Raw genomic sequence first — 17,508 nt, 5'->3', positions numbered from 1 at the left:
GTTATAATATGAGTATTGCATTTATCATCCAGGCGCATAAAAATCCGGCACAACTGGAACGGTTACTACACCGGCTTGCACATCCCGATATTGACTGTTACATACATATTGATGCGAAGTGTGACCTGGCAGACTGGCAGCAGGTAATGACTTTACCACAGGTGTATCTTGTAAAGAAAAGGGTTAATGTTACCTGGGCCGGATGGGGCCTTATACAGGCTACTTTAAATAGCATGGCCTCCGTGATTGCTTCCGGCCGGCAATATGCATATATTACACAACTCAGCGGACAAGACTATCCTTTAAAATCAGCCGTCGCCATCCATAACTATCTTTATTCACAACATAATATCCAATTCATGGATATTATAAATGAAGACGAGCTACGACGTACTATTTCCAAAGTAGAACAGTACCATTTCGTAGACTACAACTTTCCTGGCAAATACCGGTTGGCTGAATATCTAAACAAAATTCTACCAAAACGCAAAGCACCTTTAGGACATACATTTTATAGCGGCTCCGTATGGTGGACACTTACACAGGATTGTGTGAAATATTGCATAGAGTATGAGCAACAACATCCTGAGCTAAGGCGCTTCTATAAACTATCCTGGGGAGCGGACGAATTTATTTTCCAGACGATATTAATGAACAGCGAGTACCAGCATCAGATTGCTGGTCACAATCTGCATTACATTGACTGGTCCGAAGGCAAAGCAAATCCGAAATTATTGGGGATGGAAGATATGGATGCCATGATGCTGTCAGATAAACTATTTGCCCGTAAGTTTGACCAGGATCATAGCCCCGGCCTACTAGACAAAATAGACACCCTTATCATAAGTGATTGAAAGTGTACAGGTGGTTCACATCTGTACACTTTCAATCATTGTTAGCGCGTTGTTTTTTTCCACAACGTGTTAAAACCACCGGTAAAACTGTAAGGCAACAGCTCCGCCACCTTGCAATCCAGTGTCTGTAACGCTTTCACCCTTTTAGTAAAAAGAGAAAACGGAAATACATCTTCTACAAAATTTGTTTTGGCAAAACGGATAATCTCAAAGTCATTCGCGTTGGCAAGCTGCTCAAGGTCTTTACGGGAAAAGAACTGCACATGATCCAGATTATCAGCCTGTGACTGTACAGTGGTTCCTTTAAAACCCAGTGCTTTTTTAACATTGTTAATAAATGACCATAGCCCAGGGTTATTGCGGGCTTTCAGCATTGGCTTTGTTACACACACTTCGCGGGGACCGTTGCCATTAGGCACTGTAACAACCAGGGTACCACCATCTTTCAGTGAGGCATAAATTGTTCGCAGCAGTACTTCAGGATGATGCAGATGTTCCAGTACTTCGCTACATATAACGGCATCATATGTCTGTCCACTTGCCGTCAGTTGCTCCGCGCTGATCGCCTCAAATTTTACATTGGGCAATGTATTTTTGCTACGTGCTACATCAATGGTTTTCTGGCTGATATCAATGCCCAACACCACATATCCAAACTGGCCGAGATGCCGGCTGATCACACCATTTCCACAACCTACATCCAATACAGTTCCGTTGGCAGGAATTTCCTTCTGCAAGCTATCTGTGATAAAGTTTAAGCGTTTAATATCTGCAATACGCTCATATTCATATGTAATTGCTGACTGTGTCATAATAGAATTCAATAAACTATTGGTGAAAAAGCTGATGATAGACGGATTCTATTTGCCTGGTCATCTGAGCTACATTATATTTTGACTGAATCGTTCCTGCTGCGTGATGCTGTAACCTGCTCCGGAGCGTCGCGTCTCTTGCCAACCGGATAATAGCAGCGGTAAGTGCTTCTACATTACTGGCAGCAACCAGCAGACCGTTTTCATCATGCTGTACTGCTTCCCTGGTTCCATCCACGTCTGTTGCAATCACCGCTTTACCCATAGCCATTGCCTCCAGCACTCCTATCGGAAATCCTTCCCACAGAGAAGGTAAGCAATAAATATCAACCGACTGCAATACGGCAGGAACATCTTGCCGGAAATTATCAAATTTTATATTATCTTCTATGCCCAGCGCCTTTGCCTCTGCCATAGCAGCTTGTTTCAACTCACCCTCTCCTATCATCAGCAGTGTTATCCGCGGTATTTGCTGCAATACGGCAGCAAACGCCCGGACCATTCCCACCGGGTCCTTCTGAAGAGTCATGCGCGCAATATAGCCGACCACCAAATGATTAGCTGGTATTCCATAGGCAGTTTTCACATCCGGATAAGATGCTGCCGGATTGAATTTCTGCAGGTTTACCCCATTTTTGATCACCATTGCATGGAAACGGCCAAAAGCGGCTATCCCAGTTGTCATGTTGGCATCAGACACACAGATGTTTACCTGGGCTTTTCGTGTAATGAACTTCTCCGCAGCAATTCTGGCCCTTTTCATCAGCGGGTGTAATCCCTCGTGGAAAGACCACCCGTGAATGGTGTAAACAACCGGTAGTTTCAGACTACGGGCCGCCCAGAGAATATTCGTATTTGCCCGGGTGCCATGTACATGTACAATATCTATCTGCTGCTCTTTTATAAATTTCTTAACCTGTAACCATACTCCTATATCAAACGCCTTTTCACTAGCAATCACGTATGCTGGTACGTCCATTTCTTTAAGCGCACTGATCATAGGTCCGTCTGTAAAGGAAAGTACTACTGCCTCAAACTTCGACTTATCCAATGAAGCCACCAGGTCCAGCACATGGCTTTCTCCTCCTCCTATCTTTCCCTGACGGATAGTTTCCAGTATCCTTATTTTTCTTTCTTGTTCCATTTTTTAGCTTTGAGCCTCCTTCTATAATTTTTCTATCCAGTGGTTATACCAAAGCTGGAATACAAGGATATTCCAGAGTTTTTGATGACTGACTTTCCCACCGGACAGATAACGTTTAAGAAGTACCTGCACATGGGCCACATGGAATAATCCTGTTTTCGCCAATCTCTCCGGTGCCAGATAATACTGCATCTGTTCTTTCAGATCATCGCGGAACCATTCCTGCAATGGTGCAATGAACGGGCGTTTAGGGCGATCCATCAATGTAGCGGGAATATATTTATGTACGATCTGCTTCAGTATATATTTATTGATCCCATTCTTCACTTTGAGTGAAGCAGGTACTTTTGCCAGAAATTCCACCAACCGGTGATCCAACATCGGCTCCCTTCCTTCAATACCTACAGACATGGTAGCTCTGTCTACTTTTACCAGGTTATTATCAACCAGAAAGGTTTTGTAATCAACAGCCAGCAACTTGTTCAGCGGATCATTCACATCAGACAATTCACCGTTCAGGTCAAAATTGGTTTTATATCCTTCCTGCTGGATACCCATATAGTGTGCTACTTCGCTTTCTGTAAGATACTGCGCGATATATTTCATGGCCTTCTGTGGTTCGCCGGAAGCCCATATCAGTTTCATCTTTTCATACCTGGAAGCAAAATTGTATTTCCGGTTAAAGTAGGGTATCATTTCAGGATTTATCAGCCCCATTACCTGGCTGAGCATTCCCTGCAAACCTTTTGGGTAGCGGGTATAAGACAGTGACTGGTTAAATTTATTATACCCTGAAAATACTTCATCTCCTCCATCTGCAGAAAGCGCCACTTTAACGTGCTGACTTGCCAGCCTGCTTACCAATGTTGTTGGAACCGTGGAGTTATCTGCAAATGGCTCATCATAAATTTCAGGTAATAATTCTAATACCCCTTTGGCTTCAGCAGGGCCAATAATCCATTCGTGATGGTCGGTACCGAGGTGCTGCGCAATTTTCCTGGCCTCCCGTGATTCGTCCCACTGTGGCTCTTTATAACCGATAGTAAAAGTCTTGATCCGGCTGCCCGAACCCGCCTGAAGGATAGCAGCCACGCTTGCGCTGTCATATCCCCCACTAAGAAAAACGCCCACTGGTACATCTGATACCATTCTGTATTTATAGGCGCTTTGCATCAGGGCCTCGGTTTGTTCTATTACTGCATATTCAGACAATTCAGTCAGCGGTTTTTTATAAGCATCCAGCACGTTCCAGTATTCCTGCTCCTCGATCGTTGCACTATCCAGCTTTATGGTGAGCAGGTGTCCTGGCTTCAGCTTACTGGTATGTTTATAAATAGTGTAAGGCGCTGGTATATAACTAAACTGCAGGAATAATGATACGCTTTTCACATCAATTTCCTTACGGAAACCCGGAAACGCGCAAAGACTTTTCAGTTCCGAACCAAAAAGGAATGTCTGCTCGTGCCAGTAATAATACAATGGTTTCACGCCTGCTCGATCGCGGCCAAGAACAATAGTTCCTTCTTCCCGGTTGTAGATAACAAAGGCAAACATGCCGATGCACTTATCCAGCACTTTTTCTTTCCAGGCGTCATACCCTTTCAGTAATACTTCCGTGTCTGAACCGGATTGAAAAGTGTAATCCAGTTTTTCCAGTTCAACCCTTATCTCCTTGAAGTTATAAATCTCACCGTTGAAGATGATTGACAACTGCATAAAATGCATAGGTTGATGACCAGAACTGCTTAGGTCAAGGATAGACAACCTGCGTTGTCCGAAGCCTATATGCGCTTGGGGATGTTCAAACACTTCATATCCGGCATCGTTGGGGCCGCGGTGCTTGAGCACATCTGTCATCTGCTCTAATATATCTTTGCCAGTTTTCCTGGTAAAATCAATAAATCCTGCTATGCCACACATGGGTTTGTATTCGGTTTAAGGTGTTTAATGTTCCACATAATGCCCTTCCAGAACGCTTTCAGATGAACGGTTTCCCGCTTCAGTATGAACTGCAACGTGTTCTTAGGTACTGTCAGAAAAGTGAAGTACAGCATGAAAAATACCCTGGCGGGAAGTTTTACATTTCTACGCATGAACAGTAATCGGTTCCGGGTCAGGTAATACGTTTTAAGCGGGCTATTCTTGCCTGTGGTCATCGATTCTTTATGATAAATAAGCGATTTGTATTGGTAGTAGATCTTATATCCTTTCCGTTTAAACTGCTCACACCAGTCAAATTCTTCATAATAGAGAAAATATAGTTCCGGCATCAATCCAACTTTATCCATTGCAGCGCGGGGAATCATCATGGCGCCACCGTGTGCATAATTTGTTTCAGTGGTGGCGTCGTATTGACCGTTATCTTTCTCCTTACAACCAATCATGCTGTTACGACCTGTGAGCATGTCTACTGCGTTATAGCCAGCATATTCTATGGTACCCGGTTCAAAATAATAGTGAAATTTAGGGCTTACGATACCTGCATCCGGGTGTTTATCAAAAACTTCCAAGAGACCTTCTATCAGGCCTTCGGTAAATTCTGTATCGTTATTTACGAGGAAGAGATAACTGCCTGTAGCAGCTAATATACCCAGATTATTGCCTCCTGCAAAACCTTTGTTTACCGGACTGCTGATTACCTTTGCTGTTGGAAACACTTCTGCTATAGCAGCAACAGGGCTCTCTACAGAAGCGTTATCAACGATGATCACCTCAAAATTCGGATAGCTGATCTTCCGGAGAGAAGCCAGCAACGCACATGTTACACCAGTATTGTTGTAATTAACAGTAATAATAGAGACCAACGGATAATATGGATTATTTTCTGGTTGCATCGAGCAAAGGATTATCTATATTGGTTTTAGTATGTTTAGTATGAATAAAGGTATTGTTGGCGCCTTTCAACCGGAACATCAACGACACCATGATCAGAATGGCACGCGGCAATCCCAGCAGGGCGGTAAGCAAATAACGGGTGAAGAACAGACGGGGAATAGGCAGCAGCAGGCTGATAAAATTTAATGCAAATATCACCCCCCACCATGCCGCAGGCACCAGTAGAAAACGGTGAAAAAAGAAGGAGAGAATGGTAAAAACAGTGGTGATTACCAACAGTATCATCCGGGGCAGTAAGATATTCTGACAGATAGCCAGGTTGAAATAATTCAAGTTGCCTTTCCATAATTGCCGCCATCCTTTTTTCCAATAAGTGCGCAGATATACAAACTGACTGGATACCCATCTCTTACGCTGATTCTGGAATGCAGCCGGGCTTTCTACCTTTTCATCATATACCCTGGCATCTTCGAGGTAATAAATGCTATGTCCTTTTTCGACTACCAGCAATTGCAAAACCTTATCAAAACCACCAGTTGCTTCTATTTCTTTCAAAATTCCTTTTATCAGTGGAAAATGAAACGCCATGCCTGAACCGATCACAGAGGAAGAAAGACCTACTGCATTTGCTCCCTTCCGGTAAAGATGGTTGGCAATAATTTCATTGGCAGCATCCAGCACAGCAAACGGTGTATCCATGTTTTTGGCTACCCGTCTTGCCTGTATCGCGTATTCCCCATTGCAGAATGCCTGATTAATCTTTCTTAAAAAATCTGCTTCCAGCACATTATCTGCATCACATATCAGGGCCATATCGTAATCATCGCCCAGTTGATTGAAAGCAGCATTCAAGGACCTTGCCTTGGTGCTTTTTTCAAAAGACACAGGGATAACAGTAACACCGCTGTCTCTCAACTGTTGTAGAGTTGCCGTTTGTAAAGAATCTGCTATAACGATCACCTCATAACGGTTAGTAGGATAATGCTGATCCTCATAACTTTTTGCGGTGGAAAGGATAATACTATCTTCTTTATAGGCAGGTACCAATATAGCGATCTTACTGAAATACTCTTCTACTTCTTCTGTAACAGGCTTCCGCTTTGAGAAGAGCCCTGCAACAGACAGGAAAAGGTTGAAGAATATGCATCCGGCTAAATAGGAAAAGAAAATAATCTCAATTATAAATAATACCATTACACGTTGTCTTTTTGTATAAGCGCACGAGGCGTATTCATCATCAGCCACATATCATACCGGAAAGAGTTGCGGTGTGCATAATCTATATCCAGATGAATTCTTTCCGCTGCGGACATTTCTTTCTTTCCACGTTTGCTGATCTGCCAAAGTCCTGTGATGCCCGCCGGTGCCAGGAACCTCTCGGTCCATTCGTCGGTAGTCAGTGCTGCTGCTTCATACAGTGGGAGTGGCCTGTTGCCTACCAGCGACATATCACCCTTCAGTACATTAAACAGCTGGGGAATTTCATCCAGGCTGCTATTTCTCAGGAAACTGCCCAGACGGGTAACCCGGGGATCATTGGATACCTTATAAAACACAGCACCCTTTTCATCTCCATCATACTGATTCAGATGTTTCAACTGATCAAGCTGTTTATCTGCGTTTGCCACCATGGTGCGGAATTTATAGAACTTAAAGACCCGGTAGTTTTTACCGGCTCTTGGCGACGAATAAAAAATATTGCCCTTGGATTCCAGTTTTATCAGTGCTGCAATAATCAGCATAACGGGGCTTAACAGCAGCAGTGCAGTGGAAGCCGCCATAATATCAAAAAGACGTTTAGCTGCTACACTCCACCATTTATGACTATACCAGGGTGTGATTTTAGTTATAACCGGGAGTTTGGCAGCATAAGGATTCATCCTTTTAAACTTACTGACAAACTCGATTTTACTTCCCAGGTTATTGAAATTTTCCTTTGTAACGATATCATCTATATAAGCCTGCTTTTTAGTGAAAGCTCTGAGTGAATCAGAGACCTTATCTGTAAACAGGAAAAACGGAATTGTTTTAAGTGCCTGGTGTGTGGAAAAATATTTTTCCCACTGGGCGAAAGTAGTTTCGTAATTACTGTTAAACTGGAAAACGATCACAGCGGGGATCTTCCTATATACATTCAACATCTCGGTGATCAACTTTTCCGCATCTCCTACACTTTCTACCATAAGGCACTTTAAATGCTCCTGGCATTCGGGTACCCCCTGGTAAAACTGTCCCACAAAAAGCACAAACTTTTCAAGGGGCAATTGACGAACAATGCCTCTAAGATTTTTTCCTGCATTCGTCTCGCTTCCACTAATAACATGTTCAAAAGTAGGTGTAATTGTATTCATATATTCGGGATTATATATCAGGGTCAGGTGTCGGTATTGATCAACGGTTATACAGTTGTGTATTGACGGCTCACTATTCTTCCTACTGTACTCATCAACTCCGTAGGATCAAACGGCTTCTGAGCAAAAGCATGCACATTATTAAATCTGGCGGAAAGCTCTGATAGATTAGCTTCCATATATCCGGAGAGTACTATTACAGGAATGTCCTGATACAAACCGCTTCCGGAAAGGTGTTCCAATAACTCCCATCCATCTATGTTAGGCATTTGCAGATCAGTAACAATACAGTCGGCGGTATTTCCTTTTGATAACCATGCCAACGCGCTGAATCCATCAGCCGCAGATACTACTGCATATTCTTTACCAAGCATCGCTTCCAATAAAAATCTTATTGGTGCACTATCGTCTATTACTAAAACTGTTTTTTTCATGACCTTAAATTTCAAAACTACTTTTTAAAATTTCAATGCCACATATATGCAGCAATGAGTTTACTTCTTTTTTTGGCTTTGGATGGATAAGGTCAGGTTATTACACTTCATGTAGTTTTTCAGGGGACGATAGCGAGAATTCTATTTTACTGCTAATGGTTAAATCGAAGTATATATTTGCTTCGATGGGTGTAAAATTATAGGTTTCCTTTTATCATTGATAGCTTTTTTGGTAAACGACTGCTTTTTTCAGGTAAAAGAGGGAAAATTTACTGTAAACGAATTTTAATGACCCAAAAAAGGGGGAATTATGGTAGAAAATAAGAACCTCTCAATACCGAGCCTTTGTCTATGGTGTTGGTTGTCAATTTGCCAGGGGTAATTCTTATTTCATCCGGCAAATTCAAACGTTCACTAACAAAAAAGCAACTTTCGCCTAAAAAAGTACCATTAACATTCAAAATACAACTAATTTAGCGGCGTAAACCGGATATGCCATATGGCTTAACAAGCACGCAGGGATTGTGTGCCTCATACCCAACATGGACCCGTGTTTTCTTTTTACCGAATCCTTTCTTGACCAGATCCTTCGACAAAACCAGCTGACAAGCCGGTTTAATTAACTTTTACCAGTAAATTTTCACCGTTTCTCTGAAAGCAACACATATCGGAAGATATTAAGGCAGTTGAAACTTGGTACTGTTAATCAATGGTTTCCAAGTGGAGATGAACCCGAAGCTCATTTTAGATATATATAAAGGTCCGGTCTAACCGGATTTTTTAAAACAACATGATTGATAAAAAATAATAATTGGTATGGATGTAATATATTTTATTAAAGCTTTATTGAAGAAGAAATGGTGGATTATGATCAGCACTGCGCTTGCGTTGGTGGCTGCATTCGTATTCACCATGGGCAGACCAAGGCTTTATGTCTCCAATGCACAGATGTCGACAGGCTTTACGATGAAAGACCAGATTACCCTACGTGATGAAAATGTAGGTATATATGAAGCTGATGTAAAGTTTGAGAATGTGATTCAAACCATGGGTTCTCCTTTAGTAGTCGGCTTGTTATCATATAGCCTGTTGATACATGACCTTACCAGCGATAAGCCATTTGCTACACTTTCAGAAAAAGACCTCAAGTCACCGGAATATCTTCAGTTCAACAAAGAAGAGGGGTTGCGGATCTGTCGGGAGAAACTGGACTCAATACATATGCTGACCTCCTATCAACCAGAAGAACGTAAAGTGCTGGAATATATGAAGCTCTGCAAGTATGACTATGAATCTATCCGCAAAACACTCAATATTGGCCGTCTTTCAAGGACCGATTATATTGATGTTTCCTTCAGCTCTCCCAACCCGGAACAATCAGCTTTTGTAGTAAATACGCTCTACAGTGAGTTTATTCGATATTACAGGAGCCTCCGTTCAGAGCGTACCGTGGAAAACGTGGAAACCTTTGAAGAGCTGGTAAACAAGAAGAAAATGGAGTTGGATGCAAAGGTAGAAGCCCTGCGAATGTATAAATCATCAAAAGGGTTGCTGAATGTAGAAGCTGCCAGCGGAAATGAGCTATCTCTTATTAGCCAGCTGGAAAAAGCGTTACTTGATGAACAGGCCAGTAGAAATACACTCAGTTCTTCTTTACAGAATATTAATGCACAGATAGCCATGGCAAGCCAGGGCAAAACTGCCTATAACAATAATAATGATATAGTCGGTTTACGGAAACAGATCAATGAACTAAACGACGAATATCTGCGTACCGGAAGCAACGACAATGTACTGGCAGATAAAATAAAGGGGCTCAGGAAGCAACTACAGACATCCATTTCCAGTTCAGCAGTCACCTCGGGTACAGTCATCAGTAAAGATGAACTGATCCAGAAAAAGGGGGCCATGGAATCCGACCTCTCCGCTTCTGCCCAGAATATCGCTAATCTGGAACAAAAAATCAGGTTACTGAAAGGCTCAGTTGGGTCTTATGCCAACCAGGAAGCTACTGTAAGTACATTGCAACAAGAAATGCAATTAGCACAGGATGAATATAACAAACTAAAGGAGAAGCTTAATTCTGCTATTGATAACCGTACAGCTCCCATGGATAATTTCCGCCAGACATTAAAGGGCCAGCCCGCATTTAAACCGGAAACTTCCAAACGGGTAATTATCATGGGTATGGCTGGCATGACCGTTTTCCTATTATCTACCCTTAGTATTCTATTTATGGAGTTCTTTGACTCTTCCATAAAATCACCCTCCCTCTTTGAAAAAAATGTCAATCTTAAACTGATTAGTACCATTAATCATGCTGACTTGAAAAGATACAGCATTCTGGAGGTACTACAAAGAAGGGTGGAGAAAGCGAATGCTCTCAGAAAACGGCAGAACAGTTTTCGTGAACTATTACGTAAATTACGTTTTGAAATAGAAAACAGTGGAAAATCAATATTTCTTTTCACCAGCACTGAACCCCAGCAAGGAAAAACCACATTGGTACAAGCTGTTGCCTATAGTCTCAGTTTAAGTAATAAGAGAGTATTGGTAATCGATACAAACTTCTGTAATAATGATCTGACAGTGCAGCTGGAAGCCAAACCAACACTCGAAACATTTTCTATGTTGCCAGAAGATTTCAGCATAGATAAAGTAAGGGAGCTGGTGACGACCTATTCTATTGATAACATTGAAGTAATGGGTTGTAAGGGTGGAGATTACACTCCCACAGAAATTTTGCCCAAAAACCATCTACTTAACTATCTCCCTCAACTTAAAGCATATTACGATTTCATTCTGCTGGAAGGTGCACCTTTAAATGATTATACCGATAGTAAAGAACTGGAACATTATGTTGAAAGCGTTATAGCTGTGTTCTCATCCAGATCATCCGTAAAACAAAACGACAAAGAGTCAATACAATTCCTCCAGGATTTAAATGACAAGTTCCTGGGAGCAGTACTTAATAATATCAATGATGATTATTTGGAACTTTAATGTTACCAACCCTAAAAAGGAATACAACGATGGCATTCTCAGCAGCATTAAAATATCTTTTTTCATTCCGTCCTCAAACCTCCAGACGTTATGCCTGGGTGGACTATGCAAAAGGAATCGCTATAATATTTGTTACTTATCGTCATGTTATTTACGGGCTGCTTTATAGTGGAGCGAAGGTAAATACCATGCTAATGGATGCCAATGAAATTATGTACGGTTTCCGCATGCCACTTTTTTTCTTTTTATCCGGACTTTTCTTTGCTTCCAGTCTTCAAAAACGGGGCGGGCGAAACTTCTTAACATCAAAGGTCAATACGCTATTATATCCATATATTTTATGGTGTCTCATACAGCTAACTTTACAAATCATTTTCTCAAAATATACCAATTCCAAACCAAGTATCAATGATTACGTGGATATAATAATACATCCACGCAGCATGTTACAGCTCTGGTATCTTTTTGCATTGTTTAATGTATCCGTATTTTATCTTTTTACCACCCGGATACTGAAGCTCACCCCTCCAGTACAGATATTACTGGGGCTCGTATTACTGGGGTTAAAACCCTATGCAGGCGACATCAGTACCATTTCGGATGTGATGATCTACTACATCTATTTTGCATTAGGCCACTTCGCAACACCTTATTTTTTCAGGGACAGTGTGCAAAAACAGCTTACGTCTCCCATTAAAGTTATTTTGCTGGTGCCTGTCTTTATACTAGTACAATATTATTGTATGGAACATGTAAATATGAGCCTCTATCTGTATTCGCTGCTTAATCTCCTGGGAGGTATCTTGGTTATTATGATTTCTTTCATACTGGCCAAGTATAACAGGCTTAGTTTCCTGCAAACTATTGGCCATTATTCACTATACATATACCTCCTGCATTTAGGAATCATTTTCTCTTTACGGATTATTATAATAAAAACAGGCTTCTTCACGAATATCACAGTGATAGCACTTTCTCTGGTAGCGATAGGTATCTTCCTTTCTATTTTATTATATAGGTTATGCTTATTGCTGAATCTCCGGTTCCTTTTTATAGGTCCGTTCAAAGAAAGGAAAGTATCTGACCTACCAAAAGATAACCGACAAGTTAGTGTACCATGAAAAAAAAAGAAGAAAAAAAAATAATCAACGAACAGTTGCATCAGACGTTAATAATAATGTTTGCCGGATTGGTCATTCTGATGTTATTGGTAAAAACGGTATTCCTTTAATAACAGCTAAAATTACATGCAAATTACCAAAAGAAATATGGTCAGGCTATTAGCCATACTATTGTGGATATTACTTATACCTTGTATTGCCTATATAGCATCAATCGATGTCAAAATAGGTGCGGGTATGGCAGTCGGTATTATTGGGATAGCTGCCTGCATTCTTTGTGTCATTAATTATAAATTAGGTTATTATATTTTCATAAGCATCACACTTATTTTACCGCTGCTAGAGCGGATAGCCGGCACAGAGCTAAGTGTGGGAGTTGCTATGGATGGATTGTTGCTAAGTTCCTTATTAGGCTGCGCCATAAGCAAGGGTGACCCCAGTACCAAAAAAGTAAAATTCATGAAAGACCCACTCCTGGTTTCTTTCTATCTGTATTTTGCTTTACTGCTGATACAAATGGTTAACCCCGAAGGCGCTAATATGGCAGGCTGGTTTATATTCATAAGGGTATTTTTCAGGAACATGTTGTTCGTTTACCTGGGCCTACATGTATTTAACAATCTGCAGGATGTCCGTAACTTCTTCAAGTTCTGGATAGTTATCTGCACGCTGGCTGCTATATACGCCTGCATACAACAATGGCATGGACTATTGCCTTACGAGCTGTCCTTTATGGCTAAGTATCCGAAAAAATTCAATACTACTATCATTCTGTCTGGTATACGTATATTTTCTTTCATGTCTGATGCAGCGTCATTTGGTATCATCATGGCCTGTAACATAGTCATCTGTATGATTCTGCTTACAGCAAAAATTAACGTACTCAGTTTATGGAAGAAGATATCGCTTATTTTCATTATCATCTTCCATACACTGGCACTGGGCTATTCAGGTACGCGCACAGGATATGTGATGCTTCCGGCAGGGTTGCTGATATTCTTTATGGCCAACCTGCAAAAGCGAAACACTATATTAATTGCCATTGCATTTGGATTCTGTTCACTTGTCATTTTATTCGGCCCTTTTCATAGTAACCCAACTATTGTAAGAGTAAGAACGGCCTTTCTGGGCAAGCAGGATGCGTCCATGGATGTGAGGGATAATAACCGGCATCATATACAACCGTATATATATGAGCATCCTATTGGAGGCGGGCTGATGACAACGGGAGGTAATGCACTCATATTTCATCCCGGACATCCGCTTTCTAACTTTCAGACTGATAATGGTTATCTGCGGGCAGTACTGGAAACAGGTTGGTTAGGCATGTTACTGGTGGCAGCCAATTACTTTTATCTTATTCAAATCGCCGTTGTCAATTATTTCAAATTAAAAAATGAAATTGACAAACTGCTTATGATCGGCATAGCCGCTGCTGTATTTGAGATGGCCCTGGCGCAGTATGCACAGGATGCGGCTACTCTTGTTGAATCATCAATTATGTTAAATGCATTTGCTTCTATTGCGATTAAAATAAAATACTTATACGCTTTAAACACTCAATCATGAAAACAATTCTCTCTGTATTATTTGCCTTGTGGATTAGCATGGCGGCACAAGCGCAGGTGCATAAAGCAGATACTGCTGTACTGTTAACCTTACCCGCAGACCAGGCTACAGTAGCCCGGTTTAAACAAAGACTCGTTGAACTGGCTTTGCAGAATCCTGATGTGGAACAATATGCTATCCGCAAACAAATCAACAAGTACGAAACGAATAGCATTACTGCCGGATGGCTGAACCATTTTTCGGCTGCAGGGAATCTGAATGAATTCACCCTTAAAAACAGCAGTGGGAGCGGAAATGGCAACAACCTATATTATCCCCGCTATAATTTTGGGGTGAACCTGCCTCTCGGTAATCTCATTAAAATACCAAATGATATCAAACGCAGTAAAGCAGAGGGGAAGCTACTGGACATACAAAAGAAATCAGAGGCACAGAGCCTTACCGCCAAAGTGCTGGAATTTTATGAGGAATATGCAGCCAATAAAAAACTGTTTGAACTGCATATGCCATTAATGGAAGATGCATTGATCAGCTATAACCAGGCAGAAGAAAAATTCCGTGCAGGCGATCCCGCTGTCTCTCTTGAAATCTACAAAGAGTCTTACCGCCTGTATAATGCAGAAATGGTTAAAAAAGTACAACTGGAAAAAGAACTGCGTCAATCCAAATTACAACTGGAAGGGCTTGTTGGTATGACACTGGAACAAGTAATGCTCCAGTTGTAATTTTCATTCTCAAAGTTTAACCACATTTGTTATGTATTGGAAAGTGCTTACACTGATTAGTTTTTTACTAACAGGTATGGTCGCACAAGGTCAATATGACCCTATGCGCAGAATAGACGTAAAAATTAGTCCGTGGCAAACCAGGCAGGCGCTTATTTTCACACCGGAAGAAAATATTCCAGGTAAAAAATATCCTTTGCTGATCTGCTTTCATGGAAGAAGTATTGCCGGAAAAGACCCTGTTAAAATATTCAGGGAAGGTGTGACCAGGCAGTTAAAAGAAGGACAAAAAATAGAAGCTATCAATAAGAAAGATGGCAAACTATATAAATTCATTGTTTTGGCACCTCTTTCAGAAAGCTGGTCTTTTGTACCGCAGGATATTGGTCCTATGCTGGATGATGTGATCAAAAATTATCCGGTTGATACTTCGCGCATTTACCTTACTGGCTATAGTGCAGGTGGGTGGTCAGTAGAATCGGCGAAAACACATGAGCCAGCATTAGCCTCCCGTATAGCCGGCTGTATTACTATGTCAGCCGCCAGGGTAGACCCTCCTTATCTGAAGCGGTATAAACTGGTGGCAGATGCCAATATCCATACCTGGTACTTTGCAGGTGCCAGTGATGAATACTTCCTGAATAATGCAAAAGAAGCGATTGACAGCACAAACAAATATAAAAGCGGTCTGACAAAATTGACGGTTTATCCCGGTGCACATTGCTGCTGGCATTCATTTTACAACCCACATTACAGGGAAAATGGTATGAATATTTACGAATGGCTATTGCAATTTCAAAGTGCTAATTCCATTAAAAGAAAATTAAAATAACATCAACCACTGCCGATGAACAGGAGAAAAGCAATTATCAATATATTCCTTTATGGCGGGGCGGGTGCTGCCATTGCCGGCGGTGTGGGCTATCACCATTTCTATAAAGCACCCGATCTAAGCAAACTGGAGCAATACCGGGTATTGATCACAGAGCTGGCCGAAATAATAATTCCAGAAACAGATACACCCGGTGCCCGCTCCACAGGAGTGGGTGATTTTATTATCACGATGATCAGGGATTGTACTTCTCGGAAAGCACAGAACAGATTTATGTATGGCCTGCAAGATGTGGAGTCATATACCAGCTCCAGATACGGAAAACCCTTCGCCGCCTGCGATCAAGCAACAAAAATAAATGTAGTGGCACACTTTGAAAAACAGGGAAGATCATATCCGGGGATAATGGGAAAGGTTTCCGGCAGACTTATAGGCGATTCATTTTTTATGACCTTAAAGAAATACACTATTATAGGCTTTTGTACTTCAATGCAAGGAGCTACGAAAGCAATGGCATATGACTATGTACCTGGTAAGTTTCAGGGTTGTATACCCTTACAGCCAGGACAGAAATGCTGGGCCACAGATTAAGATAAAATAAAGGCTATTGCACCTAGAATCATTACCTGTAGTCCCTTAAATAATTATGACAACTATATATATATTATTTTATATCAGTTTTTTCATTTTATTCTACAACTATGCAGGATATGGTTTGCTGCTTTTTGTATTAATAAAAATAAAGCGGCTGTTTGCAGGGAAGAACCCGCAGACCGGAATTTTTGAGCCAGCGGTGACGCTGATAATTGCCGCATATAATGAAGAGGATTTCATAGCTGAGAAAATAGCCAATACACTCGCATTGGATTACCCTGCAGGTAAGCTACAGTTGTTATTTATCACAGATGGCTCTACTGATCGTACTCCGGATATTATTGCACAATATCCCAGTATCCAGCTATTACATCAACCAGGGCGTAATGGTAAAACAGCTGCGCTGAACAGAGCGATGCAACAGGTAACCACCCCCGTAGTGATTTTTTGTGATGCCAATACCCTGTTGAATAAAGAAGCTATAAGAAATATAGTAAAACATTATGCAGATGAAAATACCGGTGGAGTGGCAGGAGAGAAAAAAGTGATCAGTGAAGATATATCAGGAGCAGCAGCAACGGAAGGTATCTATTGGAAATATGAATCTTTCCTTAAAAAACTGGATGCAGAGCTTTATACCGTAGTAGGCGCAGCAGGTGAGCTTTTTTCCATTCGAACCGCATTATTCCAGCCGGTAGAAGAAAAAGTTATTCTAGATGATTTTGTTATTTCACTACGCATTAATATTTCCGGCTTCAGAATTGCCTATGCTCCCGATGCCTATGCGATGGAAGCACCCTCCTACTCTATTGAAGAAGAACATAAACGTAAGGTACGCATCAGCGCAGGGGGCTTTCAGGCGATACTGATGCTCAAATCACTGTTAAATTTTTTTAGATATCCCGTAGTTTCTTTTCAATATATATCACATAGGGTGTTGAGATGGACACTCAGCCCCTTAAGCCTACCAGTATTGCTCATCAGCAACATTATACTTGTACTTGGTGGAGCTGGGATTTTCTTTTACCTGTCCCTGTCAGTGCAGCTGTTTTTCTATCTGGGAGCCCTTATTGGTTATCAGCAGGCTAAACAACATATAAAATCAAAGCTTTTTTATATTCCTTTTTACTTCTTGTTCATGAACTTGGCAGTATACCAGGGTTTTTTCCGGTTCCTGGCAAAAAATCAGTCTCCTGCCTGGGATAAAGCTAAACGTAATATAGCATAGCCATTT

The 17,508-nt window shown here is 41.3% G+C and carries 15 protein-coding genes; 8 read left to right on the top strand and 7 right to left on the bottom strand.

The window, feature by feature from the left end; translation table 11 throughout:
* The first annotated feature begins 8 nt into the window (after positions 1-8).
* Positions 9-854: a beta-1,6-N-acetylglucosaminyltransferase gene (locus tag ABQ275_RS08945; RefSeq protein ID WP_349317945.1), complete on the top strand. Its 846-nt coding sequence runs from the start codon at positions 9-11 to the stop codon at positions 852-854.
* A 41-nt stretch (positions 855-895) separates the two neighbouring features.
* Here ABQ275_RS08945 and ABQ275_RS08940 read toward each other — a convergent pair whose 3' ends face one another.
* From ABQ275_RS08940 to ABQ275_RS08910, 7 genes are read right to left on the bottom strand one after another with little or no spacing between them, the layout of a single operon-like run.
* Positions 896-1,666 carry a class I SAM-dependent methyltransferase gene (locus tag ABQ275_RS08940; RefSeq protein ID WP_349317944.1) on the bottom strand — a complete coding sequence of 257 codons (771 nt, stop codon included), beginning with the start codon at positions 1,664-1,666 and terminating at the stop codon, positions 896-898.
* Positions 1,667-1,682: 16 nt separating this feature from the next.
* Entirely contained in the window at positions 1,683-2,810 is a 1,128-nt protein-coding gene (locus ABQ275_RS08935; protein WP_349317943.1) for a glycosyltransferase family 4 protein, read from the bottom strand.
* A gap of 21 nt (positions 2,811-2,831) precedes the next feature.
* Entirely contained in the window at positions 2,832-4,730 is a 1,899-nt protein-coding gene (gene asnB / locus ABQ275_RS08930) for an asparagine synthase (glutamine-hydrolyzing) (protein WP_349317942.1), read from the bottom strand.
* A complete protein-coding gene (locus ABQ275_RS08925; RefSeq protein ID WP_349317941.1) occupies positions 4,718-5,644 on the bottom strand; it encodes a glycosyltransferase family 2 protein in 927 nt (308 codons plus the stop codon). The genes asnB and ABQ275_RS08925 overlap by 13 nt, the downstream gene beginning before the upstream one ends.
* Positions 5,628-6,839: a glycosyltransferase family 2 protein gene (locus ABQ275_RS08920; RefSeq protein ID WP_349317940.1), complete on the bottom strand. Its 1,212-nt coding sequence runs from the start codon at positions 6,837-6,839 to the stop codon at positions 5,628-5,630. Before ABQ275_RS08920 ends, ABQ275_RS08925 begins: the two co-directional genes overlap by 17 nt.
* Positions 6,839-7,996 (bottom strand): sugar transferase, encoded by a 1,158-nt coding sequence (locus ABQ275_RS08915; protein WP_349317939.1) that lies wholly within the window; start codon positions 7,994-7,996, stop codon positions 6,839-6,841. Before ABQ275_RS08915 ends, ABQ275_RS08920 begins: the two co-directional genes overlap by 1 nt.
* Positions 7,997-8,043: 47 nt before the next feature.
* Positions 8,044-8,430, bottom strand: coding sequence for a response regulator (locus tag ABQ275_RS08910; protein ID WP_349317938.1), 387 nt, complete (start codon positions 8,428-8,430; stop codon positions 8,044-8,046).
* Between the two features lie 816 nt (positions 8,431-9,246).
* On the opposite strand from ABQ275_RS08910, the gene ABQ275_RS08905 reads away from it, so the two are divergent.
* The 7 genes from ABQ275_RS08905 (at position 9,247) to ABQ275_RS08875 (ending at position 17,502) form a co-directional block, all read left to right on the top strand.
* Complete coding sequence (locus tag ABQ275_RS08905; RefSeq protein ID WP_349317937.1) at positions 9,247-11,433, top strand: hypothetical protein; 2,187 nt, start codon at positions 9,247-9,249, stop codon at positions 11,431-11,433.
* Positions 11,434-11,462: 29 nt separating this feature from the next.
* Entirely contained in the window at positions 11,463-12,554 is a 1,092-nt protein-coding gene (locus ABQ275_RS08900; RefSeq protein WP_349317936.1) for an acyltransferase, read from the top strand.
* Positions 12,555-13,013: 459 nt separating this feature from the next.
* Entirely contained in the window at positions 13,014-14,123 is a 1,110-nt protein-coding gene (locus ABQ275_RS08895) for an O-antigen ligase family protein (protein WP_349317935.1), read from the top strand.
* Positions 14,120-14,848, top strand: a complete 729-nt coding sequence (locus ABQ275_RS08890; RefSeq protein WP_349317934.1) for a TolC family protein — start codon at positions 14,120-14,122, stop codon at positions 14,846-14,848. The genes ABQ275_RS08895 and ABQ275_RS08890 overlap by 4 nt, the downstream gene beginning before the upstream one ends.
* 31 nt (positions 14,849-14,879) lie before the next feature.
* Positions 14,880-15,680: a hypothetical protein gene (locus ABQ275_RS08885; protein WP_349317933.1), complete on the top strand. Its 801-nt coding sequence runs from the start codon at positions 14,880-14,882 to the stop codon at positions 15,678-15,680.
* Between the two features lie 15 nt (positions 15,681-15,695).
* Positions 15,696-16,271, top strand: coding sequence for a gluconate 2-dehydrogenase subunit 3 family protein (locus ABQ275_RS08880; protein WP_349317932.1), 576 nt, complete (start codon positions 15,696-15,698; stop codon positions 16,269-16,271).
* Positions 16,272-16,326: 55 nt separating this feature from the next.
* Positions 16,327-17,502 (top strand): glycosyltransferase family 2 protein, encoded by a 1,176-nt coding sequence (locus ABQ275_RS08875; protein ID WP_349317931.1) that lies wholly within the window; start codon positions 16,327-16,329, stop codon positions 17,500-17,502.
* Positions 17,503-17,508 lie beyond the last annotated feature (6 nt).

Source organism: Chitinophaga sp. MM2321, assembly GCF_964033635.1.
In the GTDB taxonomy this organism is placed as follows: Bacteria; Bacteroidota; Bacteroidia; order Chitinophagales; family Chitinophagaceae; genus Chitinophaga.
Note: the sequence above shows the minus strand (reverse complement) of the source record. Positions and strands in the feature narration are given on the sequence as shown.

Excerpts from the sequence above, each read along its gene's own strand:
- ABQ275_RS08875 (WP_349317931.1), top strand. The coding sequence starts at position 16,327 with ATGACAACTATATATATATTATTTTATATCAGTTTTTTCATTTTATTC.
- ABQ275_RS08940 (WP_349317944.1), bottom strand. The coding sequence starts at position 1,666 with ATGACACAGTCAGCAATTACATATGAATATGAGCGTATTGCAGATATT.
- ABQ275_RS08895 (WP_349317935.1), top strand. The coding sequence starts at position 13,014 with ATGAAAGACCCACTCCTGGTTTCTTTCTATCTGTATTTTGCTTTACTG.
- ABQ275_RS08935 (WP_349317943.1), bottom strand. The coding sequence starts at position 2,810 with ATGGAACAAGAAAGAAAAATAAGGATACTGGAAACTATCCGTCAGGGA.
- ABQ275_RS08905 (WP_349317937.1), top strand. The coding sequence starts at position 9,247 with ATGGATGTAATATATTTTATTAAAGCTTTATTGAAGAAGAAATGGTGG.
- ABQ275_RS08945 (WP_349317945.1), top strand. The coding sequence starts at position 9 with ATGAGTATTGCATTTATCATCCAGGCGCATAAAAATCCGGCACAACTG.
- ABQ275_RS08885 (WP_349317933.1), top strand. The coding sequence starts at position 14,880 with ATGTATTGGAAAGTGCTTACACTGATTAGTTTTTTACTAACAGGTATG.
- ABQ275_RS08900 (WP_349317936.1), top strand. The coding sequence starts at position 11,463 with ATGGCATTCTCAGCAGCATTAAAATATCTTTTTTCATTCCGTCCTCAA.
- ABQ275_RS08915 (WP_349317939.1), bottom strand. The coding sequence starts at position 7,996 with ATGAATACAATTACACCTACTTTTGAACATGTTATTAGTGGAAGCGAG.
- ABQ275_RS08920 (WP_349317940.1), bottom strand. The coding sequence starts at position 6,839 with ATGGTATTATTTATAATTGAGATTATTTTCTTTTCCTATTTAGCCGGA.
- ABQ275_RS08880 (WP_349317932.1), top strand. The coding sequence starts at position 15,696 with ATGAACAGGAGAAAAGCAATTATCAATATATTCCTTTATGGCGGGGCG.
- ABQ275_RS08925 (WP_349317941.1), bottom strand. The coding sequence starts at position 5,644 with ATGCAACCAGAAAATAATCCATATTATCCGTTGGTCTCTATTATTACT.
- ABQ275_RS08890 (WP_349317934.1), top strand. The coding sequence starts at position 14,120 with ATGAAAACAATTCTCTCTGTATTATTTGCCTTGTGGATTAGCATGGCG.
- asnB (WP_349317942.1), bottom strand. The coding sequence starts at position 4,730 with ATGTGTGGCATAGCAGGATTTATTGATTTTACCAGGAAAACTGGCAAA.
- ABQ275_RS08910 (WP_349317938.1), bottom strand. The coding sequence starts at position 8,430 with ATGAAAAAAACAGTTTTAGTAATAGACGATAGTGCACCAATAAGATTT.